The sequence below is a fragment of the Chryseobacterium sp. RLHN22 genome, from assembly GCF_051011795.1.
In the GTDB taxonomy this organism is placed as follows: Bacteria; Bacteroidota; Bacteroidia; order Flavobacteriales; family Weeksellaceae; genus Chryseobacterium; species Chryseobacterium zhengzhouense.
Map to the genome: position 1 here is coordinate 1 of NZ_JBPCHW010000019.1, position 19,996 is coordinate 19,996.

The 19,996-nt window shown below is 33.3% G+C and carries 25 protein-coding genes; 9 read left to right on the forward strand and 16 right to left on the reverse strand.

The features are described 5' to 3' along the window. Positions 1-52 precede the first annotated feature (52 nt). Together ACR1PN_RS16330 and ACR1PN_RS16335 are read right to left on the reverse strand one after the other, a co-directional pair. Positions 53-250 (reverse strand): KTSC domain-containing protein, encoded by a 198-nt coding sequence (locus tag ACR1PN_RS16330; protein WP_378181225.1) that lies wholly within the window; start codon positions 248-250, stop codon positions 53-55. 66 nt (positions 251-316) lie between these two features. After that, the gene (locus tag ACR1PN_RS16335; protein ID WP_433980894.1) at positions 317-1,387 is read right to left on the reverse strand and encodes a DUF4407 domain-containing protein; all 1,071 of its coding nucleotides are present in this window, start codon (positions 1,385-1,387) and stop codon (positions 317-319) included. Positions 1,388-1,758: 371 nt separating this feature from the next. Between ACR1PN_RS16335 and ACR1PN_RS16340 the strand changes: the two genes are divergently transcribed. Beyond that, positions 1,759-2,169, forward strand: a complete 411-nt coding sequence (locus ACR1PN_RS16340; RefSeq protein WP_378181219.1) for a hypothetical protein — start codon at positions 1,759-1,761, stop codon at positions 2,167-2,169. Between the two features lie 9 nt (positions 2,170-2,178). Here ACR1PN_RS16340 and ruvC read toward each other — a convergent pair whose 3' ends face one another. Both ruvC and ACR1PN_RS16350 read right to left on the reverse strand, forming a co-directional pair. Further along, positions 2,179-2,736, reverse strand: coding sequence for a crossover junction endodeoxyribonuclease RuvC (gene ruvC / locus ACR1PN_RS16345; protein WP_433980895.1), 558 nt, complete (start codon positions 2,734-2,736; stop codon positions 2,179-2,181). A 206-nt stretch (positions 2,737-2,942) separates the two neighbouring features. After that, on the reverse strand, positions 2,943-3,470 hold the full coding sequence (locus ACR1PN_RS16350) for a 2'-5' RNA ligase family protein (protein ID WP_433980896.1): 528 nt from the start codon (positions 3,468-3,470) through the stop codon (positions 2,943-2,945). Positions 3,471-3,560: 90 nt separating this feature from the next. On the opposite strand from ACR1PN_RS16350, the gene ACR1PN_RS16355 reads away from it, so the two are divergent. From ACR1PN_RS16355 to ACR1PN_RS16370, 4 genes are all read left to right on the forward strand, one after another. Further along, positions 3,561-3,884 carry a PadR family transcriptional regulator gene (locus ACR1PN_RS16355; protein WP_433980897.1) on the forward strand — a complete coding sequence of 108 codons (324 nt, stop codon included), beginning with the start codon at positions 3,561-3,563 and terminating at the stop codon, positions 3,882-3,884. Between the two features lie 110 nt (positions 3,885-3,994). Continuing rightward, positions 3,995-4,576 (forward strand): hypothetical protein, encoded by a 582-nt coding sequence (locus ACR1PN_RS16360; protein ID WP_433980898.1) that lies wholly within the window; start codon positions 3,995-3,997, stop codon positions 4,574-4,576. 4 nt (positions 4,577-4,580) lie between these two features. Further along, positions 4,581-5,198: a hypothetical protein gene (locus ACR1PN_RS16365; protein ID WP_433980899.1), complete on the forward strand. Its 618-nt coding sequence runs from the start codon at positions 4,581-4,583 to the stop codon at positions 5,196-5,198. After that, positions 5,195-5,899 carry a hypothetical protein gene (locus ACR1PN_RS16370; RefSeq protein ID WP_433980900.1) on the forward strand — a complete coding sequence of 235 codons (705 nt, stop codon included), beginning with the start codon at positions 5,195-5,197 and terminating at the stop codon, positions 5,897-5,899. The genes ACR1PN_RS16365 and ACR1PN_RS16370 overlap by 4 nt, the downstream gene beginning before the upstream one ends. On the opposite strand, the gene ACR1PN_RS16375 is transcribed toward ACR1PN_RS16370, so the two are convergent. The 6 genes from ACR1PN_RS16375 to ACR1PN_RS16400 form a co-directional block, all read right to left on the reverse strand. Continuing rightward, the gene (locus tag ACR1PN_RS16375; protein WP_433980901.1) at positions 5,896-6,978 is read right to left on the reverse strand and encodes a serine hydrolase domain-containing protein; all 1,083 of its coding nucleotides are present in this window, start codon (positions 6,976-6,978) and stop codon (positions 5,896-5,898) included. The two genes, ACR1PN_RS16370 and ACR1PN_RS16375, sit on opposite strands and share 4 nt — an antisense overlap. 86 nt (positions 6,979-7,064) lie before the next feature. Further along, a complete protein-coding gene (locus tag ACR1PN_RS16380) occupies positions 7,065-7,772 on the reverse strand; it encodes a diphthine--ammonia ligase (RefSeq protein ID WP_433980902.1) in 708 nt (235 codons plus the stop codon). Positions 7,773-7,824: 52 nt separating this feature from the next. Then, positions 7,825-8,022: a hypothetical protein gene (locus ACR1PN_RS16385; protein ID WP_433980903.1), complete on the reverse strand. Its 198-nt coding sequence runs from the start codon at positions 8,020-8,022 to the stop codon at positions 7,825-7,827. Positions 8,023-8,146: 124 nt separating this feature from the next. Next, positions 8,147-9,013, reverse strand: coding sequence for a carboxypeptidase-like regulatory domain-containing protein (locus tag ACR1PN_RS16390; protein ID WP_433980904.1), 867 nt, complete (start codon positions 9,011-9,013; stop codon positions 8,147-8,149). A 44-nt stretch (positions 9,014-9,057) separates the two neighbouring features. After that, positions 9,058-9,933: a hypothetical protein gene (locus ACR1PN_RS16395; protein ID WP_433980905.1), complete on the reverse strand. Its 876-nt coding sequence runs from the start codon at positions 9,931-9,933 to the stop codon at positions 9,058-9,060. A 122-nt stretch (positions 9,934-10,055) separates the two neighbouring features. Further along, positions 10,056-13,403: a methylmalonyl-CoA mutase family protein gene (locus ACR1PN_RS16400; RefSeq protein ID WP_433980906.1), complete on the reverse strand. Its 3,348-nt coding sequence runs from the start codon at positions 13,401-13,403 to the stop codon at positions 10,056-10,058. 210 nt (positions 13,404-13,613) lie between these two features. Here ACR1PN_RS16400 and ACR1PN_RS16405 point away from each other — a divergent pair, with 210 nt between their 5' ends. The 4 genes from ACR1PN_RS16405 to rpsB all read left to right on the forward strand — a co-directional run bounded on the left by ACR1PN_RS16405 (position 13,614) and on the right by rpsB (position 15,972). After that, the gene (locus ACR1PN_RS16405; RefSeq protein ID WP_433980907.1) at positions 13,614-13,946 is read left to right on the forward strand and encodes a hypothetical protein; all 333 of its coding nucleotides are present in this window, start codon (positions 13,614-13,616) and stop codon (positions 13,944-13,946) included. Between the two features lie 230 nt (positions 13,947-14,176). Next, a complete protein-coding gene (gene rplM, locus ACR1PN_RS16410; protein WP_034678947.1) occupies positions 14,177-14,632 on the forward strand; it encodes a 50S ribosomal protein L13 in 456 nt (151 codons plus the stop codon). Between the two features lie 5 nt (positions 14,633-14,637). Continuing rightward, on the forward strand, positions 14,638-15,024 hold the full coding sequence (gene rpsI / locus ACR1PN_RS16415; RefSeq protein WP_079465666.1) for a 30S ribosomal protein S9: 387 nt from the start codon (positions 14,638-14,640) through the stop codon (positions 15,022-15,024). Between the two features lie 186 nt (positions 15,025-15,210). Further along, positions 15,211-15,972: a 30S ribosomal protein S2 gene (gene rpsB / locus ACR1PN_RS16420; RefSeq protein WP_378181185.1), complete on the forward strand. Its 762-nt coding sequence runs from the start codon at positions 15,211-15,213 to the stop codon at positions 15,970-15,972. A 76-nt stretch (positions 15,973-16,048) separates the two neighbouring features. On the opposite strand, the gene ACR1PN_RS16425 is transcribed toward rpsB, so the two are convergent. From ACR1PN_RS16425 to ACR1PN_RS16450, 6 genes are all read right to left on the reverse strand, one after another. Then, positions 16,049-16,771 (reverse strand): DUF6759 domain-containing protein, encoded by a 723-nt coding sequence (locus ACR1PN_RS16425; RefSeq protein WP_433980908.1) that lies wholly within the window; start codon positions 16,769-16,771, stop codon positions 16,049-16,051. Positions 16,772-16,851: 80 nt separating this feature from the next. Beyond that, positions 16,852-17,031, reverse strand: a complete 180-nt coding sequence (locus ACR1PN_RS16430; RefSeq protein WP_433980909.1) for a hypothetical protein — start codon at positions 17,029-17,031, stop codon at positions 16,852-16,854. A 3-nt stretch (positions 17,032-17,034) separates the two neighbouring features. Continuing rightward, positions 17,035-17,313, reverse strand: a complete 279-nt coding sequence (locus ACR1PN_RS16435; RefSeq protein ID WP_433980910.1) for a hypothetical protein — start codon at positions 17,311-17,313, stop codon at positions 17,035-17,037. Between the two features lie 99 nt (positions 17,314-17,412). After that, positions 17,413-18,090, reverse strand: a complete 678-nt coding sequence (gene trmB / locus ACR1PN_RS16440) for a tRNA (guanosine(46)-N7)-methyltransferase TrmB (RefSeq protein WP_433980911.1) — start codon at positions 18,088-18,090, stop codon at positions 17,413-17,415. Positions 18,091-18,176: 86 nt separating this feature from the next. Then, positions 18,177-18,956 carry a DUF6759 domain-containing protein gene (locus ACR1PN_RS16445; RefSeq protein ID WP_378181173.1) on the reverse strand — a complete coding sequence of 260 codons (780 nt, stop codon included), beginning with the start codon at positions 18,954-18,956 and terminating at the stop codon, positions 18,177-18,179. A gap of 154 nt (positions 18,957-19,110) precedes the next feature. Continuing rightward, entirely contained in the window at positions 19,111-19,899 is a 789-nt protein-coding gene (locus ACR1PN_RS16450) for a hypothetical protein (RefSeq protein WP_378181170.1), read from the reverse strand. Positions 19,900-19,996 lie beyond the last annotated feature (97 nt).

Below are 19,996 nucleotides of genomic sequence, written 5' to 3' on the forward strand. Positions count from 1 at the left end.
AGAAAAATTTTCGGCGGTCGCTTTGCGACCCCCGAAACTTTTTATAACAAATCTATTGAATTTTCTTAAACCTGAATCTCGGCTTAATTACAGAATTCAGAAACTGCCCTTTCGATCTCGCCTCTCTGAATTTCTCTGTAATTTCCGTAGGCACTCTTAGGTAATCATATATTGCTCCTGACTGATATATCACTCTTAATATTTCAGTTTCAGGAAAGTAAATATAATGATGTACAACGCTTGATGGCATAGCAAATATTCATCAAAAAATATTCCCAACAAGTAATACCTTCCAAACTTCGAAAGGTATTATTGTTTAATCATTAAGTTTGTTTTTGAAATCATCAATTCTGAAATCGGTCAAAGTATTTCCTTTTTCTATTTTTTCTTTGGAATACAGTCTGAAATCATTTTCGGTTTTCTCCAGTAAATAATCATAAGGTCCGACCGAAGAAATTAGTTTAACCAAAACCGGTGAAATTTCCAAGCAGATAAAGAGTCCCATTATAAAAGCTGCGGCTGTAGCAATGATTGCCGAATTTTTTCCTAATTCATCCAATGCCTGTAATCTGGCTGCGAATCCGTTGAACTTATCTTCAAATGTTTCTGTAGACTTTCTTTCGGTTTCAAGATTGGTGTACACTTTTGAGATTTCTTTATCGAGATAATCCAATCTTGGTGCAATCTGCTTTTGGTAATTTTCTAAATCCTGTCTTCGCTGTTCTTTCAGTTCCTGCTTACGTTTTGCGTTGGGTCCAAAACCTTCTTTTCCACTCGTTAAGTTGGTTTGTTTTCCTAGAATTTCTTTTTCAAGCTCAACAGCAGCCGAATCGTATGATTTTTGGTATTGAGTAATTTTCTCAGAGATCTGCTTTTTCTCAGTTTCAAAAGGGCCACTTTGCTGAAGAATTCTGCCGTTCATTTGTTTTTGCAGATCAGTTTTATTACGCTGGATGATGGTATTCAATTGCTTGTTGACTTCTTTTTCAAAAATTTTAAGCTCTAACGGCTTAGAAATAATAATTCCTAAAAACGTCGCTAAAATCAATCTGGGAATTGACATCAAAATCTGATTCCACCAGGTTCCTGTTTTTTTTATGGATGAAACAATGTATCGGTCAAGATTAAAAATCATCAGTCCCCAAAGAATTCCGAAGCCGATAGATGCCCACAAATCATCAAAAATAGTGTACATCGCATACGCTGCAGATAATGTTGCAAATACGGCAGTAAAAAGAACGATTCCTCCGATTCCTGCAAATTTATTCCATTCGCTTGGTGTTTTTCTTAAAATATGAATGTTTCCACCAGAGCAGATCAGCAGAAATTTCTGAAACCAGTTGATTCTGTGATTGGTTTGATATATAGTTGATTGCGTGTTTTTCATTATTGAAATTTTCTACAAAATTAGTATTAAAAAACATACCATTGTTACAAATAGTAATATGTTTTACCAAGTAATTTTAAATTTGTTTAAAATCATGATTACTGAATGGCTTAATTTCTGTATCAGTATGGATAATTTTAAATAAACTGAGTTTAGTATAAGAATTTTAATCTACTTAAATAAGAGGTAGAATTAACTTCTTTTTTCAATCGCAAAATCCTTTCACTCATCCAAGGCTTCTTCTGTGGTCATAAGCTGAATGAAGTGTGTCTGTGAGCTAAAAAATACTCGGGTATTAAGTGAAAAACATTGCGATTATAAAGCTTTAATTAGCAATCTTAAACTCAAACTCAGAACAAATCAATATTGTTATGAAAAACTTATCGAAAATCTCTTTAGCAGCAGCTGTATTAGCATTGTCATCGTGTAAAAAAGAAGATGTGATTGATAAAGAATTAAAAGAAGCAGCAGCAAATATGAACAAAATGACTCCTCAATTGTTGAGTGAAGGTGTACGATTAGACAGTGTTTCTGCAACGCAGAATAAAACTTTACAATACAGCTATACTTTAACGGATGATGTCAAGGAAGAACTGAAGACCGAAGAAATTAATGAATATAAATCGGCTGCAAAAGAAGAAGCCCTGAAAAGTATCAGAAATTCTCCCGACATGAAAAACTTTAGAGATAATAATGTTACTTTAAAGTATGTTTACTACGACAAAAACGGAAAACCAACAACCGATTTTTCTGTCTCACCTTCAGAGTACAAAGAAAAGTAGCAATTGAATTTATTTCAGACGATCGGGGTTTTGCTTCAGAAAGCTTTCCCATCCTGTGTAAGACTTTGTATCGGCAACAACTCCCGAATTGAAGTGATGGCAGACCGCAACCGCCAATCCGTCGGAAGCATCAAGGTATTTTGTAGGAAATTCTTTCAGTTTCAAAAGATTCTGAAGCATTCCTGCAACCTGTTCTTTACTGGCATTTCCGTTTCCGGTGATTGCCATTTTTATTTTTTTAGGAGAATACTCGGTGATGGGAATATTCCGGTACAAACTTGCGGCCATGGCAACACCCTGAGCTCTGCCCAATTTTAGCATCGATTGTACATTTTTACCATAAAAAGGAGCTTCGAGCGCCACTTCATCTGGATGAAATTCATCAATTAAAGCCAAAGTTTTATCGAAAATATATTTAAGCTTGGTTTCATGATTCGGGTATTTTTTCAGGATCAGCTCGTGAATGGATATCATTTCCATTTTGCCTTTCTTTACCGATATCAAACCAAATCCCATCACGGCTGTTCCGGGGTCAATTCCTAAAATTATTTTCTCTGTAGAAACCATCTCTGCAAAGATACGGGTTTCTTAATCTTTAAATTAAATTTTATGAGTTAGGAAAAATATTTTTGACTTAAATATTTTCCTGCAGATTATTTTATTTCTCGCAGATTTGTTTGATTAAGCAGATTACTTCGAAAATTTAAATCTGCAAAATCTGTTTAATCAGCGTGAGAATTTTATAGTAATAGACGAGGAAATCTATTTGAAAATTATTCCAAATTGAGTTTCTTTTCGTTAATCGGAATCCACTTTCCATCATATCTAAGCAATAAGATTTTATCAACGATAAATTTAGTTTTATAAATTTTGTCTTTATAAGTTTCCCATGCTTTCAAAAAATTTTCATAGGACAAATTTCTATAACCTACTGTCATATGTGGATTAAATGAATGTTTTCCAAAACTAAATTTTTCTGTTACATTAAAATATAATTGTTTTAAATTTTCATTTTCTTCGGGATGTATAAACAAAACAGGATTTTTAGGATTGGGAAAACTTCCAAAACCGTTTAATATTATTTCAAAAGGAGAAATGCTGGTGTTTATTTGCTGAAAAGTAATATGAATATCTTCTTCTAACTCAATTTCTCGTTCAAACGGTGGGAACAAAGTAATATGTGCATCGTTATTCAGTGCTTTTGAGTTTTCAAAATTTAAAGCTAAATCTTCTTTAAAAGTTCTTACCTCATCAATGATTTTCTGATCAGGATAGATGGCGATGAAGTACATTTTTTTCATTTCGTAAAGATAAGATTTCTACTCATTTTAAAAATTAATACTATACATAAGAAAATTATGCATAGATTTGTAAGGTATTTAAGCTTTACTATGAAAAAAAATAGTCTCTATAAAGGAACACTTCAGAATATTATTTTGAAACTCCTTTCTAAAGAAGTGAAGATGTATGGTTATCAGATCACACAGCGTGCAAAAGAATTAACGGAAGGTGAACTGGAAATGACAGAAGGTGCATTGTATCCTCTTCTGCATAAACTCGAGGCCGAAGCAATTATCACTTCAGAAGTTCAGGAAATCAATGGAAGAAGCCGTAAATATTACCTGCTTACCGAAAAAGGAAAAAAACAGCAGGCAACGCAGGAAAATGAAATGAGAAGCTATTTATTTAATCTGAAAACAATTTTTGATATATGATGACGCTTGAGCATAAAAAAGAAATTCGTGAGTATCTGATTGCCAAAAAACTTCCGTTAGATATCTTGATAGAACTTGAAGATCATTTTCTGAGTCAGATTGATCATCTTATGATTCAAAATATTTCTTTTGAAAGGGCCTTTGATGAAGTAAAGCAAATTTGGAAAGAAGATTTAAAGTTTACTAAAAGTTTTAACGGTGAAGAAGTTCCTGTTTTTGTAAAGACTATAAAGGATAAGAAAATAAATCGACTTCTTTCAAAAAGCCTGCTTTTGGTTTGCATAATTCTTTTAGGTGTTTTTTTGTTAAGTAAATTCAATGTTAAAGGCAGTTTTGAGGAGATAATGATTTATTTTTTTTATGTTATCTCGGGAATTCCGGCAATTTATTATTTGCTAAACATAAAGTGGTTTAATTTAATTTTTCGAAATAAATCATTCAAAATAAATATTTACCAAGGTGCAAATATTATGGCATTTCTTCCAGTCTTAATGATGTTGGGAGGAAGCTTTTTTTCAAAAATGGCAGAAAGAATTTATGATTTTGTAAATGTCGGTTCAAGAATAGGTTTAGCCTCATTTATTTTATTGGCTTGTTTTTTATGGTTTTTCTCTTTTGGCTTTTTAATGCAGATTGCATTTATACAATCTGTAAAAAAAATGAAACCTTACCTTAAAACTTTTAATTTGTAACATAATGAACAAAGAGAATTTTAGAGAAGTAGAAATTTATCTTAAAAGCAGAAATTTAAGCCCTTCTGTATTTGCTGAGGTTTATGACCACTTTGTAATGCAGGTTTCAGACTTAATGGCTCATCATAAGATAAGCTTTCAGGAGGCTTTTATTCAAACAGCAATCAATTGGCAGAATGATCTGAAAATGGTAAAAGCTGATTGGTTTTCGCTCAAAAGAATTGCAAGAATAGAAAAAGATATTTTGCAGCAAAGATTTAGAAAAATTATGCTCATTTCTTTTAGTGTTTCTGTTTTTGCATGGATTGTTTCTACAATTTCCGAAGATATTTATTTTGGGAGCGTAATTTTGATATTTGCTGTTTATTTCGGTTTTTCTTTATATGCATTTATTTTTAGAAAAATCAAATTTTCAGAATACAGGCAAAAAAGCTTCCATCCGTTATTATTAAGAAATATTCTTATGATATTTTTACCGCTACTTGCAGGTTATCTTTTCGGATATAATCTATGGGATTTTTTAGACACAAAATTTTCTAAGTTAATTCTTATTTACTGTATGATGATACATATTCAGCTTTTGTATTTTCACACTAAAAAAATAAACATATTGCTTTCATGACAACCGAACAAAAACAAGAAATAAGAACTTTTCTTTTGAATAAAAAGCTTCCGATTGATATTGTAATGGAAATTGAAGATCATTTTGTGAGCCAGATTAATGAACTTCAGTCGGAGAAAAATCTAAATTTTGATGATGCGTTCAATGCAACCATTATTTCTTGGTACGATGATTTGCGGCTTTTCTGGGATGGTAACTGGAGTACAGAGAAAACATCTGCCCTTATAAAAAAGTCGACAAGGCAAAAACTCATTTCAATCTTAAAAAAATCTTCGTTAATTGCTGTAATGGTTTATATTGTAGTACTAATGAGCTATTTTTTTATTCCGTTTTCAGCTTTTAGAATAATTCTGGGAGTTCTAATAAGTCTTGTTATGGTATTTCCATTAATTATTTATATCAAAGAAAAAAAATATTTTGACCTGCCTAAAAAATATAAAGACATTCAACTTTCTGCTCATCAGAATTTGGTAAGTGTATTTTTTATTCTTCCAATATCTTCCGTATGGTTTTTTCGTTTTGTTTTGGAAGTGAACGATAACTTTCTAACCCCGGATCATGTCAAAGGCATCGTTGTTAATTTTTTATTTCTATTCTTTTTCTTTTTTGAAGCGGCAATTATTGTGTCTCAGCAAAAATATCTTGAAATGATAAGAAATATTATTCCTTACCTAGAAAAGAATTTTAAAATTTCTGCTTAATAATTTTCCAATATATCTGCAATCTGTTTGATTTTAAGATGAGGTCTGAATGAAGCTGATTTCCCTTTTTCTTCATCGGCAATATTGGATAGAATAATAACTGATACTTTTGTTTTGGGATAATAGATATTCAGAGAAGGGGCGCCTTTTACATAACCACTGTGAAAATATGATACTGGTTTGTGGTCATTCATCATAATTCCTAATCCGTAGCCCATTGTCCCCAAAACAGGATGCTGTCTTTCTGTGCTTTTATCCATAAATTTTTTCAGTGTTTCAGGTTTAATGATTTTTCCACTGTACAAAGCATTATTCCAAGTGTGTAAATCGTCAATCGTTGACAAAACGCCGCCTGCAGGAATTCCGATTTCTTTGTTGCCTAATCTTTTAGGCATATTGTCAACTGCTTTTTGATTTTTCGAATTTCCTACATACGTTTTGGCAAAATTTTCTCCTTGAAATGAAGTTCCTGTTGATGAATTTTTCATTCCTGCTTTTTTGAATAATTCAAGCATATTTTCATCAAAAGATTTTTCTGAAACGGTTTCTACAATTTTCCCTAAAGCATTAAACCCGTCATTGGAATAATTAAATCCTGTTCCGCTTTTGAACATCAGTTTTTCTCCGAAATTATTTAATCCCGAACTGTGATTTAAAAGCTGTTCAATCGTAATGTTTTCGTATTCTTTCTTTTGAAGTTCTTTGATATATTTTGATGCTTTATCAGTAAGATTTAGTTTCCCTTGTTCCATTTGAAGTAAAATTAAGACTGCAGTAAATTGTTTGCTAATCGAGGCAATTGCAAAAACTGTTGAATTATTGATTTCAGTTTTATTCTCAAAATTGGAATAGCCGTTATTTTTTCGATACAATTCAATACTATCTTTAAAAACCGCAACGCTTCCATTAAAATGATATTGATTGAAAACCGAATCAAGCTGAGTTTTGTACAGTTTTTTTTGAAATACAGTTACGGCAGAATCGGCAATAACTTTTTTATTGATAGGTTTTGATGGTTCACCTTTTTGGCAGGAAAATAAAAGAAGACATAGAGAAGTGATGGTGAGTAGAAATTTCATGCTGTGCTTTTGCTTTCTCTAAAAATAAGAAAAAAGACTTTTTAATCAAATTTTAAAGCTTATGAATTCTGATAATTTTAAAAAGACTATTTCGCAAACAACTCACAAAACCAGAAAATATATTCACCTTCATCATTTTCGTCAGACTTTGGTTTCGGATAAGTCTTCTTTACGATTTCCCCAATTTCAAAAGTTATAGGATTGTTAAAAATAGGGCCATCAAAAGTAAACGTATGAAACTCTCCGTTTTCTCCACAGGGATCTACATTTTCGGGTAAATTTTTAATAAAATCTTTATCAATGATTCTTCCTGCAAAGCTTTTATCTAAATAAGTTTCGTTCACGCAGGTTACAATGGTTTTAAAACCAAGATCTAAAAACTCATGAATAAGTTCGGTTGTATTAATTTTCCACAAAGGGAAAACGCCTTCCATTCCGATGGATTGTAATTGGTTTTCACGATATTTTCTTAAATCTCCCAAAAAAATATCCCCAAAAATGGAGTAAGTAACGCCTTTAGATTTTATTTCACTCATGGTTTTACTCATAATCTCACGATATTCTTCCATGGAAGGCTCTTTCGGAAGTTCCATTTTAATTAAAGGAAAGCCCAGACTTTCAGCTTGTTTTTCCAGTAATGAAACATGAACACCGTGCATAGAAATTCTTTGAAATTCTTTATTGATACTTGTCAGCAAAGAGGTGATTTCAAATTGGTCTTGTTGTAAGATTTTATATAAAGCAAGGGCGGAATCTTTTCCGCTGCTCCAATTGAAGATGGCTTTGGGTTTCATCAAACAATTATTAACTTCAAGATTAAAAAATTTAAAACGTTCAGGAATGTTTCTATTTATTATCTGGCTTTCCAAAGTTATTGAATTCGTTAGCTTCGATCTTGTTTTTTTCTGCTTGTTGTCTTTTTTGTAATTCTTCGGCGTTTCTGTCCATGTCACTTTTGTGTGCGGTATTCATAGGATATGAATTGCAGCTTTTTAATGATGTTACAGCAATAAAGATCAGCGTTAAAAGAAGTGGATTTTTCATTTTTTTTGTTTTTATAAAACTAACAACATTGTACAAAAATACTAAACCTCAGAATGTGAAGAAAGTTACTTGATGATTTTTAACAATCTGTATTCAATATAGCAGTTCGGTTAATTGTTTGGTTTTATTTTGAAAAAACTAAATAAAGACCATCCTTTGAGACTTCATTGTAAATTGCTTTTGCTGTTTTTCCGGAAAAATGAAAAATTTTAAAATTGTTTACACCTAATTTGTATAATTCTTCCTCCTCAATCTCATGGCCATCTAAAAGTATGGTTGGTTCAAATTTTCTCGAGGAAATACCACCAGTCAGAACTACCATTTCATCAATTTCAGAGCTTTCAAAAGAAAATTCTTTATTTTTTAATTCTTCTTTTGTGAGGACAAACTCTTTATCATTATAACCGCCAAAATCAAAATGTAAGACATTATTGGTTTTGCGAATGTAGAAGTCAGGAACGGTTATTTTATAGATTCCGTTTTGATTGGTTTTTACTTTGAAAATTTTTTCTTTTGTAATAAAGGTAACTTCAATATTAGGTAAAGGTTTTTTTGTTTCAGAATTAGTTAGTTTCCCGGAAATGATAAAGTCATTATCAGACATTTTTTCTTTGTCTAAATCTCTTTCTGAATTTTGATTTTCCGAAATTTGAATTAAAGGTTTTTCAAAATTTACAGCCTGAGTTTGAATTCCGGCTAAACTTGCTGCAATTGTCAATCCTGCAACCAGTTGAGAATATCCGTTTCTTTTTTCTTTACTAATAACTACTTTTTCAGGAGGTGAAAAGTGTCTATTTGATTGATGTCTGAGAATCCGACCACAGATTTCTCCATTTGATTCATCTAAAATTCTGAGTATTTCCTGATCTGATTTTTGGGTTAAATCTAGTACGGTTTTAGAACATAAATCACAAAATTTCCCGTCCGGGATATTTTGCATATTATCCCATTTTTCTTTACAAGGATTTTCTATCTGAATAATTTTCATCATTAAAAGTTTTTATTTAAAACTAAATTACAAAATCTCACAAAATTCTATTCTGTGTAGGAAATAATTATTCCATCTTCATAATTTCCATTATCTCCTATTAATTCTCGGGCGTAAATTTCGGATAAGTGATAAGAAAATATTTTTTTCTCGTTTCTTTTTTTTTCGAAATCTTCTTTAGAAATTTCAACACCGTCTAAAAAGTACATGAATTCTTTATTCTTTGGTTTGAATTGTATTTTTTTGATTTTCTCTAAATTTAAATCAACAGTTTTTCCGTTGTCTTTAAATTTATTTTCACTGATAAAACTGTAGTATTGATTTTGATTGATTTCATCATTCTTATTAGAATCATTTTCAACAACAAAAATATTTTTAAAACCTAAATAGTTTTCAGGAATTCTGATGACATTGGAATAGTTAGAAGTAAATCTTTTTTCTAATTTTAGAATACTTACTATTTTCAATTGATTTGATAAGTCTTTATTTCCTGAATATTTTATATCTAAATTAATGTATTTCGGAGTGTAATGATCTCTACTATCATCTTCATTTCGTGGGAAATATTCAATTAATCCTTCAATTAGAACTTCATCTATAGTATCATGTTTTGCTTGTTGTGCATTCAGATTTGATGTAATAATTGTAGCTAAAAAAATTCCACTAGCAATTTTTCTGAAAGGAAAATTAAAGAAATGATAATTGGTGTTTGTTTTTTCTTCCTTAAAATATAATCTTGAGATTTGAATTCTTCCACAAATAGATTCATTTGCATGTAATAAAGATTGAATCTCTTCATCAGATTTATCGTTAAGATTGTGTACTTTTTTTGAACAAAGATTACAAAAACTCCCACCGGGAATTTCTTTCATGTTTTCCCGACCAACATTGCAAGGCTCTTTTATTTGAAATTCTTTTTTCATCATTAAAAGTTTTTATTTTAATCTAAAATACAAAAAACCTCAAAGAAAATTCCTTGAGGTTTTGATTTATAATTATTGATACGTTTAGTAGTCAATAATTGCGTATCCGGCTATGGACCGGCCTACATATTTCTTCTGTACTTACCACCTACTTCAAACAAAGCATTGGTAATCTGACCTAGCGAACAATATTTCACGGCATCCATCATCACTTCAAATAAGTTTTGTTGGTTGATTGCTGCGTGTTGTAAAGTTTTCAGAGCTTCTGCAGATTTATCTTGATTAGAATTTTGGAAATTATGAAGCATTTCAATTTGGAATTGCTTTTCTTCCTCAGTCGAACGGATAACTTCTCCCGGACGAACGGTTGGCGAACCGTCTTTCCCTAAGAAAGTATTTACTCCGATGATCGGATATTCTCCAGTGTGCTTCAACCATTCGTAATGCATCGATTCTTCCTGGATTTTTGAACGTTGATACATTGTTTCCATCGCTCCAAGAACGCCGCCTCTTTCTGTAATTCTGTCGAATTCTGCATAAACAGCTTCTTCCACCAAATCCGTCAATTCTTCAATAATAAATGAACCTTGCAGCGGATTTTCGTTTTTCGCCAAACCTAATTCTTTATTGATAATCAACTGAATCGCCATTGCTCTTCTTACCGATTGCTCAGTCGGAGTTGTAATAGCCTCGTCATAAGCGTTTGTGTGAAGAGAATTACAGTTGTCATAAATGGCATAAAGCGCTTGAAGAGTTGTTCTAATGTCATTAAAATCAATCTCTTGAGCGTGAAGCGAACGTCCCGAAGTTTGGATGTGATATTTTAACATCTGGCTTCTTTCGTCGGCTCCGTATTTCAGTTTCATGGCTTTTGCCCAGATTCTTCTTGCCACACGTCCGATCACTGAATATTCAGGGTCGATACCATTGGAGAAAAAGAATGATAAGTTCGGTGCAAAATCATTGATATCCATTCCTCTTGACAAATAATATTCAACATACGTAAAACCGTTTGCTAAGGTAAATGCCAACTGAGAAACCGGATTTGCTCCCGCTTCTGCAATGTGATAACCAGAGATTGAAACAGAGTAGAAGTTTCTTACTTTTTCTTTAATGAAATATTCCTGAACGTCACCCATTAATCTCAAAGCAAATTCAGTAGAGAAAATACACGTGTTTTGAGCTTGGTCTTCTTTTAAAATATCAGCCTGAACGGTTCCACGAACGGTTGCAATGGTTTTAGCTTTAATTTCAGCATAAGCTTCTGCAGGAATGACTTCATCTCCCGTGATTCCTAATAATTTTAAACCTAAACCATTATTGGAAGGTGGTAATTCGCCGTTATATTTCGGTCTTGCTAAACCTTTATCGTCGAATTTTGCTTTTAAAACTTCCTCAACCTTAGCCTCAAGCTTATTCTCAGCAATATATTTTTCAACATTCTGATCGATCGCAGCATTCATAAAGAAAGCCAACAACATCGGCGCTGGTCCGTTGATGGTCATTGAAACGGATGTCAATGCATTCACCAAATCAAAACCTGAATAGAGTTTTTTAGCATCATCTAAAGTTGCAATAGAAACTCCCGCATTTCCGATTTTTCCGTAAATATCAGGTGGTAAAGCGGGATCTTGTCCATACAATGTTACCGAGTCGAAAGCCGTAGACAAACGTTTTGCAGGCATTTCCGCAGAAACGTAGTGGAATCTTCTGTTGGTTCTTTCCGGCCCACCTTCTCCGGCGAACATTCTCGTTGGATCTTCACCTGTTCTTTTGAAAGGATAAATTCCCGCTGTAAAAGGAAATCCTCCCGGAAGATTTTCCTGGCCTTTCCATTTAATCAAATCGCCCCAATCGTTGTATTTTGGTAACGCAATTTTTGGAATTCTTAAATGGGATAAAGATTCTGTTGAGGTCTCCACTTTAATTTCTTTTCCTCTTACAAAATAGGAGTAAAACTCTTCTTGGAAAGCCTTTTTCGTATCGTCCCAGGTTTTTAGGAAGTCGATGTTTTCCTGTTGGAGCTCTTTTTCAGCTTTTTGATATTCAGCGTCCAAAGCTTCATTGGAGATAATTTTTTTAACACCATCAATATGATACATTGTTCTGGCTAATTCAGCTTGCTTTTCAATGTTTGCATCATATTGTCTATTGTTTTCAACGATTTCAGAAAGGTAACGAACTCTTTTTGGAGGAATGATCGTTACTTCGTCTGTAATTTCCTGTTCAACAAAACCTTGTAGATTTAAACCAGCAAATTTATCGTTGACTTTAGAAACCAATCTGTTGTATAATTCTGTAGTTCCGTGATCGTTGAACTGAGATGCCTTTGTTGCGTAAACCGGCATTTCATCCAATGGCTGTTCCCATAATAAATGATTTCTCTGGAACTGTTTTCTAACCGCTTGAAGTGCATCAAGAGCTCCTCTTTTGTCAGATTTATTTAAAGCAACCAAATCCGCATAATCCAGCATATCGATTTTTTCCAACTGCGTAGAAGCTCCATATTCAGGAGTCATCACGTACATTGAAACATCTGCAAAATCCGAAACTTCTGAACCTGATTGTCCAATACCTGAAGTTTCCAAAATAATTACATCTGGATGAGCCAATTTTAAAACATTCAAAGCGGAATGAATGAACGGAGAAACCGAAACGTTGTTTTCTCTCGTCGCCATCGAGCGCATATAAACTCTTGGATCATTGATCGCGTTCATACGAATTCTGTCTCCCAAAAGTGCACCTCCCGTTTTCTTTTTTGAAGGGTCTATTGAAATAATAGCAATTTTTTTATCTGGATTTGAACGGATAAAACGTCTTACCAATTCGTCTGTCAATGAAGATTTTCCCGCTCCACCTGTACCTGTGATACCGATGATCGGAATATTTAAATCTTTTGATTTTTCGTCGATCGCCTGAACTAACTCTGGTTTTTCTTCTGAGAAGTTTTCAACCGCAGAAATGATTTTAGCAATGCTTGTAGAATTTTCAAAACTAATTGATTCTAAATCGTTTGCCGTAACTTCTTTTCCTGTTGCGAAATCTGATCTCTTTACCAGATCATCAATCATTCCCTGTAGACCAAGCTCACGACCGTCATCCGGAGAATAAATTCTGTCGATTCCGTAAGACATAATATCTTCGATTTCTTCAGGCAGAATTACACCGCCACCGCCACCAAAGATTTTGATTTGTGGTGAGTTTTTCTCTCTTAAAAGGTCGTAGATGTATTTAAAATATTCGTTGTGACCACCTTGATAAGAAGTTAGGGCAATCGCATTGGCATCTTCCTGAATTGCTGTGTTAACCACTTCTTCAGCAGATTTGTCGTGACCAAGGTGGATGACTTCACATCCTGTTCCCTGAATCACACGACGCATAATATTAATCGCAGCATCATGACCATCGAATAACGATGCAGCTGTTACGATTCTTACTTTATTTTTTGGAGTATATTTTTGGGTTTCCATAAAAAACTAGAAAATTTCTGAATTTTCAAATATAATAATAAAATAAGAACCATTGTTTTGTTTTTAACTATCTGTTTGTTAGTGTTTTATGTATTTACTTGTTGTTGTTTTTGTAACTAAACTAACGTTTGTTCAGGTGTTTAGAAGGTTATTCTTTCATTTTGAATTTTTCGGAATTAAATTTTTATTTTTGCACATAGAATTTTAGGAATGAAAAGAGCGTTAATCTATTTTGCATTGGGGACAGTATTGAGTTTTTTAATCAATTATCTGTTTATAGATGGTGAGCATATCGATCTAGAAATATATTATGCCATCGCTTTCGGTCTTGCGTGGGGAATGGCGTATTTTCTCGATAATTCTAAATTTTCTCTTGTCCAGAAAATGGGTTCTTCCTTTGGTGTAATGGCGCTTTTAGTGGCAATTGGCGCCGTTATTTTCAATCTTGAACTGGCAATTCCGTCTATCTTGAAATTTTCTACGGTTTTTGTGGCTTATTATTTAATAGCAAGTTTCAGAGGGAGTAAATCTTTACGCAATTAAAAATTATTCTAAAGATTCAATTTTTAAACTAAAGATTTTCAATTTTCAGATTTTATTTATCGTTTTTCGACTTTACAAAAGTTGAGGTTTTGATTCTTCAAATGTGATAACTTACTTAATATCACTATTTTCAATACTTTAATTTAAAATATATTTTCAGATTAGAAAAATATGTGTACCTTTGCACACCCTTTTAGGGGAAAATTATGTTTAATCTTTAACTAAAACGTGTGAATACATTAAGTTACAAAACTGTTTCAGCGAACAAAGCTACTGCTAATAAAGAATGGGTTGTGGTAGACGCTGAAGGACAACCGTTGGGAAGACTAGCTTCTACGGTTGCAAAGATTTTGAGAGGTAAGCACAAAGCAAACTTTACACCTCACGTAGATTGTGGTGATAACGTTATTGTTTTGAATGCTGGGAAAGTTACTCTTTCTGGAAACAAGTGGAACGATAAGACTTATATCTGGCATACAGGTTACCCTGGTGGACAGAAGTCTATGACTGCAGCTGAACTTCAGAAGAAAGATTCTTTAAAAGTATTAGAGAAGTCTGTAAAAGGTATGTTGCCTAAAAACAGATTAGGATCTGCTTTATTGAAGAACCTTTATCTTTATGAAGGAACTGAGCACAAACATGAAGCTCAACAGCCTAAAACAATTAATGTTAACGAATTTAAATAATTAATATGTCTATAGTTCACAAAATCGGAAGAAGAAAAACTTCTGTAGCTAGAGTTTATGTAAAGCCAGGAACTGGTAACATTACAGTAAACGGTAAAGAAGCTGCAACTTATTTCTCTACAGACGTGATGGTTTACAAATTGAACCAGCCGTTTATCCTTTCTGAAACTGTTGGTCAGTACGATGTTACTGTAAACGTTTTCGGTGGTGGTAATACAGGTCAGGCAGAAGCTATCAGATTAGGTATTTCTAGAGCACTTTGCGAAATTAATGCTGAATTCAGATTAGCATTGAAGCCTGCAGGTTTACTTACAAGAGATGCAAGAATGGTGGAAAGAAAGAAGCCAGGTCAGAAAAAAGCAAGAAAGAGATTCCAATTCTCAAAACGTTAATTTTTTTCAGACATCAGATTGGAGATGTCAGATTTCAGACCTTTTTTCGTCTGCTATCTTATATCTGAAATCTATTAATCTAATTTTAAAAATTGCCCGTTACGTTTAGCATCCAAACACTTCTCCCATCTAAAGAAGTTGTTGATTGTTTAAAAAACGGAAAGTAAACTAACAAAAACAGAAAACATGGCAAAAGCAAATGTAAAAGACCTTCTAGAGGCTGGTGTACACTTCGGTCACATGACTAGAAAGTGGAATCCAAATATGGCTCCATACATTTTTATGGAGAAAAACGGTATTCACATTGTAGACTTACATAAAACAGCAGTTAAATTGGATGAAGCTTGTAACGCTTTAGAAAAATTAACTTCTGCAGGTAAAAAAGTTCTTTTCGTAGCTACCAAAAAGCAAGCGAAAGAGGTAGTTGCAAAACACGCTGCTGAACTTAATATGCCTTATATTACAGAAAGATGGCCAGGAGGTATGTTAACGAACTTCGTTACGATCAGAAAAGCTGTTAAGAAAATGAACTCTATCGACAAAATGAAAAAAGATGGTACGTTCGAAACTTTATCTAAAAAAGAAAGATTACAGGTAGACAGACAAAGAGCTAACTTAGAGAAAAACTTAGGTTCTATCTCTGACATGGTGCGTCTTCCTTCTGCAATCTTCGTTGTAGATATCATGAGAGAACACATCGCTGTAACTGAAGCTAAAAAATTAGGAATTCCAGTTTTCGGTATTGTTGATACAAACTCTGACCCAAGAAAAGTAGACTTCGTTATCCCAGGAAACGATGATGCTTCTAAATCTATTGATATGATCTTGAACGTAGTTTCTGAATCTATCAAAGAAGGTCAGTCTCAGAGAAAAGCTGATAAAGAAAAATCTAAAGAAGAAGGTGAAGTAGTATCTGCTGATAAAGATGCTGATTTCGATGCTGAATAATTAAAGGTTTTCTTTAAAATATAAAACCGCCAAAGTAATTTGGCGGTTTTTGTTGTTTTATACAAAGATCGTTGTTTTATTTTTTCTTCTTTTTCTTAACTGTTGATTTAGGCTTTATTTTGATGTTTTTTGCCTCTTTTTCAGGGCTGTTTTGAGCAAACAATTCTTTTGTGTTGATAGATGGTGGGCCAGGATTCTGTAGAACTACGACCATACTTTTCGTAATATCTTTCGGGCTTTTGTATTTCACATCGCATATACTCCCGGAAAAAATATAGGAATCTTTATTCAGAACAATGAAATTTTCACCTTTTGAAGGCACGGCCAGATTGTAAAACTTCTTTCCGGATATTTCTAAAACCAGATTGCAGTCAGAATTATTTTTAAGGAGAACAATAGCTTCATTATGATTAATATCTTCATTAAACATGTTGTTCAAAAGTTTGGTGGTCTTTTCTTTATGTTCATCCGAGGTTTCTGCCATCAGGTTTTTGAAAATTTCCTGATTGGCCTCGCTGTTTTTTTTCTTGATTGAAAGGTCGGGAAGTTCCATGAAAACAGGTCGGGCTTCCATGGGTTTTGCATTTTTGGCGCCTTTTGTCCATTCTGCATTTTTCAGAGCAATGATGCGTTGTCTTAGAATTCCTTTTTTAGGATCTTGTGGATGTGCTTGTGCAAGATATTCTTCAATCTTAGTGATGTCTGTACTTTTTAGAACATCTCCATCAGCAGTAGCATTGCTGGCGCAGGATGAAATGATAAGACTGAAGAAGGAAAAAGCAATAATGTTTTTCTTCATCAAATTGTGTTTTAATAATCTATTCTGAAATTATTCAGAAATTAAATGTCTGCAAATTTAAGCAATTAATTTTAAATCATTTAGTTAGACAACATAATACTATAAGAATTGGTAACAAATGTTGTTTTCTGATAAAGAGAGTTACAAACCATCCCCGAAAGAGTATAATTCTGGTTTTTGGGAACCATCGCATAGCCTATTTTATTGGTTCCGATGGGGATTTTTTTAAGGTAATTATTTCCTTTGATGGTAAGAACCATATTTCACCTGGATTTGTTTTCTACAGATATTGATGTTTTGAGCTGGTCTGAAGAACTATTCAAAAGATCATTAAGAACATCTGCTGTTTCCGGCTTATATGTTTTTAATAAAGCCTGATATTCTTGCTCGGTTGTTGATGTAGAATTTACTTTCGTACCTTGGTTTGAAGTTTTAGGATAGGTGTTTTTGGAAGGTTGCCTTGTACCATAGTTTGTATTTCCGCAACTATTCAGAAGTAAAAGGATGATCGCGTTAAAAAGAAGATGTTTAGTCATATTCATATTGCCGGATGTAAATTTAACTTTTTATTAAACTTAAAAAAGAAAGCTTTATTGCATGAAAAAGGTTGTATCATGTACAACCTTTCTTTTATTTTTAAATTAATTAATTTTAAATTTAATATAAGTAATTGTTTTTCCTTTAGCAGAAAACAATTCTTCGTAATGGGTTCTGATATCTCTTAAATGAGGTGTATTTGGATCGTATTCCAGAGCTCCATAAATATCGTGATGTGCAGAAATAATTTCGTAACCAGCACCTTGTAAATATCCTAACGTATAACCATGCAAAAACTCTGAATCGGTTTTTAGATGTACAATTCCGCCAGGTTTTAGGAATTTCTTGTATCTTTCAAGGAAATCAGGATGCGTTAATCTATGCTTTGTTCGTTTAAATTTAATCTGCGGATCGGGGAAAGTAATCCAGATTTCATCAACTTCATTTTCGGCAAAATAATATTCTACCAACTCGATTTGTGATCTTAGAAAAGCAACATTATTCATCCCGTTTTCTACCGCCTCTTTAGCTCCGAACCAGAATCTCGCTCCTTTAATATCAATTCCGATAAAATTTTTATCTGTAAAGGTTTTTGCGAGACCAACTGTATATTCACCTTTTCCGCAACCCAATTCCAAAACAATGGGCTGGTCATTTTTAAAGAAATCTTTTCTCCAGTTTCCTTTAAGTTTAAAACCTTCCAGAGCCTCATCTCTGGTTGGCTGAATAACATTGGGTAATATTCTGTTCTCTGCGAATCTTCTTAATTTGTTTTTGCCCATGAACTATGTATGAAAGTCTGCAAAATTACGAAAATTATGCAGCATTCAAGCTTTTAAAATGTAAGGTTACTATTTCGAATTTCAAATTATTTTGCAGAGCTGCCCAAAGCGACCATCATAGGTTTCTGAATGGTTTTTTGTGAAGCGTACTGAGCCCCACACACAATACTGGATAAAAGATAATCTCCTTTTTGTACTACGATCGAGTTGTCTCCGTGGGCGGGAACGGGAAGTCTGTATTTGGTATTTCCAACTCCTTCAATCCTTACAATGATGTTGCAGTCTGATCTGTTTTCGATCATGACGATACATTCTTTTGCATTCGGGTCGTTATCGAACAGGGAATTCAGGATCTTTACAGTTTTATTTTTGTGCTCTGTGGAGTTTTCTCCCATCAGCATATTGAATTCCGATGCTTCGGTATCTGCAATCACTTTTGTATTTTTTGTCGCAGTGGTATTGGTAACATAGACATTCTGCGCCGTACTTGGTGTATAAACAACAGCAGATTGGCCTACCTGTAGCTGTTTCTGATATTTCAGGATTTGTTTCTGCTTGATCATGGCATTCATCTCCTCAAAGGTAATTTTTGTGGAAGGACCTCTTCTTAGTCTTGCCAGATTTTCCTGCATTTCTCTTACTTTTCTGTCTCCCGGAGGCGCAGTTTTGATGTATTCTTTCATCATATCCATTACTCTTGGTTTGAGGACGGATCTTCTGGGATCATCGGGGTGAGCGTCTCTTAGGAAAGCATTTATCTCGTAAATGTTTTTGCTTTTAAGGATTTCACTATAGTCTTTTCCCTTTTTTTGGGCTGAAAAAGAAACGAATAATAAAGTAGTAAATAATAAAACTAACTTTTTCATTGAATAATATTTTGGTGTATTGTGTGCTTCTCAATATGAGAAGGTTAGTGAATGGATAGTTTCATTAAAATTAAACAAATTTTGAAAAAGAATATTGCCTGATGGGTTAAGATTTAACTCAATTAAATATTTTAGACGCTATAAATTCTTACCATTAATTTACAATTTCCTGGAGATGAGAATTTTTCAATCTCCGCTGATAAATAGGAAGGTATTTTTCGATAGGTAATTTTACGGCTTCGATATTGCCAGCCTGTAAGTAAACTTCAATATTTTCCGAAGTATAAACAAACTGTAAAAAGTTATCAATTAAGTTTGCAGGAATTTTAAGTCGTATAAAATAGTCTGTTCCCAAATAGTTTTTGATATTGGTAACGGAAGTATGCATTCTTTCATAAGCCACCAATCTCTGCTTTTTCTTACGTTCTCCAGAAAGAATGTCAAAAATACTTTCAATACTGAAGGTAAGTCCTCCGTCTCTTAGACCTGCGACAGGAAGCTGCGGTGAAGTTCCGTCACCTTTAGGTTCGGGAAGTCCGATTATTTTTTTTATGGCTAAACCTTTATCTTCCTTGCGAATAGAGTTTACGTCATATCTTAGATTTCCGGTGGGACGGAATCTACTGATTACGACTTCCTGAATATCGTGATAAGCGATCTTTAATTCAACCAGGTTTTTAGAACTGAGCATTTGTGAAGTCATCTTTACGTCTTTTCTTTCCGTAACAATAGAAGTGAAACGAATGATATCACCAGGTTCTGCTTTGATGCTAAAATCTCCGTTGTAGCTTGTAAGAACAGTTTTTAGAGTTGTAAGATTGGTTACATAAACCTGATTTAGATATAATGATGAATTATCTCTCAGGAATACCTCTCCCGAAAAAGTCTGCGCATTAATTTTAACTGCAAAAACCAACAGCATTACAAATATAAGTTTCTTCATATGTGATGCAAAATTACAGAAGAATTATGTCAATTCTGCGCAGTGTTATTCAATAAGTGGTTAAAGTTATATTAAACTTTGAAATAAATTGTTAATG

Excerpts from the sequence above, each read along its gene's own strand:
- ACR1PN_RS16330 (WP_378181225.1), bottom strand. The coding sequence starts at position 250 with ATGCCATCAAGCGTTGTACATCATTATATTTACTTTCCTGAAACTGAA.
- ACR1PN_RS16335 (WP_433980894.1), bottom strand. The coding sequence starts at position 1,387 with ATGAAAAACACGCAATCAACTATATATCAAACCAATCACAGAATCAAC.
- ACR1PN_RS16340 (WP_378181219.1), top strand. The coding sequence starts at position 1,759 with ATGAAAAACTTATCGAAAATCTCTTTAGCAGCAGCTGTATTAGCATTG.
- ruvC (WP_433980895.1), bottom strand. The coding sequence starts at position 2,736 with ATGGTTTCTACAGAGAAAATAATTTTAGGAATTGACCCCGGAACAGCC.
- ACR1PN_RS16350 (WP_433980896.1), bottom strand. The coding sequence starts at position 3,470 with ATGAAAAAAATGTACTTCATCGCCATCTATCCTGATCAGAAAATCATT.
- ACR1PN_RS16355 (WP_433980897.1), top strand. The coding sequence starts at position 3,561 with ATGAAAAAAAATAGTCTCTATAAAGGAACACTTCAGAATATTATTTTG.
- ACR1PN_RS16360 (WP_433980898.1), top strand. The coding sequence starts at position 3,995 with ATGATTCAAAATATTTCTTTTGAAAGGGCCTTTGATGAAGTAAAGCAA.
- ACR1PN_RS16365 (WP_433980899.1), top strand. The coding sequence starts at position 4,581 with ATGAACAAAGAGAATTTTAGAGAAGTAGAAATTTATCTTAAAAGCAGA.
- ACR1PN_RS16370 (WP_433980900.1), top strand. The coding sequence starts at position 5,195 with ATGACAACCGAACAAAAACAAGAAATAAGAACTTTTCTTTTGAATAAA.
- ACR1PN_RS16375 (WP_433980901.1), bottom strand. The coding sequence starts at position 6,978 with ATGAAATTTCTACTCACCATCACTTCTCTATGTCTTCTTTTATTTTCC.
- ACR1PN_RS16380 (WP_433980902.1), bottom strand. The coding sequence starts at position 7,772 with ATGAAACCCAAAGCCATCTTCAATTGGAGCAGCGGAAAAGATTCCGCC.
- ACR1PN_RS16385 (WP_433980903.1), bottom strand. The coding sequence starts at position 8,022 with ATGAAAAATCCACTTCTTTTAACGCTGATCTTTATTGCTGTAACATCA.
- ACR1PN_RS16390 (WP_433980904.1), bottom strand. The coding sequence starts at position 9,013 with ATGATGAAAATTATTCAGATAGAAAATCCTTGTAAAGAAAAATGGGAT.
- ACR1PN_RS16395 (WP_433980905.1), bottom strand. The coding sequence starts at position 9,933 with ATGAAAAAAGAATTTCAAATAAAAGAGCCTTGCAATGTTGGTCGGGAA.
- ACR1PN_RS16400 (WP_433980906.1), bottom strand. The coding sequence starts at position 13,403 with ATGGAAACCCAAAAATATACTCCAAAAAATAAAGTAAGAATCGTAACA.
- ACR1PN_RS16405 (WP_433980907.1), top strand. The coding sequence starts at position 13,614 with ATGAAAAGAGCGTTAATCTATTTTGCATTGGGGACAGTATTGAGTTTT.
- rpsI (WP_079465666.1), top strand. The coding sequence starts at position 14,638 with ATGTCTATAGTTCACAAAATCGGAAGAAGAAAAACTTCTGTAGCTAGA.
- rpsB (WP_378181185.1), top strand. The coding sequence starts at position 15,211 with ATGGCAAAAGCAAATGTAAAAGACCTTCTAGAGGCTGGTGTACACTTC.
- ACR1PN_RS16425 (WP_433980908.1), bottom strand. The coding sequence starts at position 16,771 with ATGAAGAAAAACATTATTGCTTTTTCCTTCTTCAGTCTTATCATTTCA.
- ACR1PN_RS16430 (WP_433980909.1), bottom strand. The coding sequence starts at position 17,031 with ATGGTTCTTACCATCAAAGGAAATAATTACCTTAAAAAAATCCCCATC.
- ACR1PN_RS16435 (WP_433980910.1), bottom strand. The coding sequence starts at position 17,313 with ATGAATATGACTAAACATCTTCTTTTTAACGCGATCATCCTTTTACTT.
- trmB (WP_433980911.1), bottom strand. The coding sequence starts at position 18,090 with ATGGGCAAAAACAAATTAAGAAGATTCGCAGAGAACAGAATATTACCC.
- ACR1PN_RS16445 (WP_378181173.1), bottom strand. The coding sequence starts at position 18,956 with ATGAAAAAGTTAGTTTTATTATTTACTACTTTATTATTCGTTTCTTTT.
- ACR1PN_RS16450 (WP_378181170.1), bottom strand. The coding sequence starts at position 19,899 with ATGAAGAAACTTATATTTGTAATGCTGTTGGTTTTTGCAGTTAAAATT.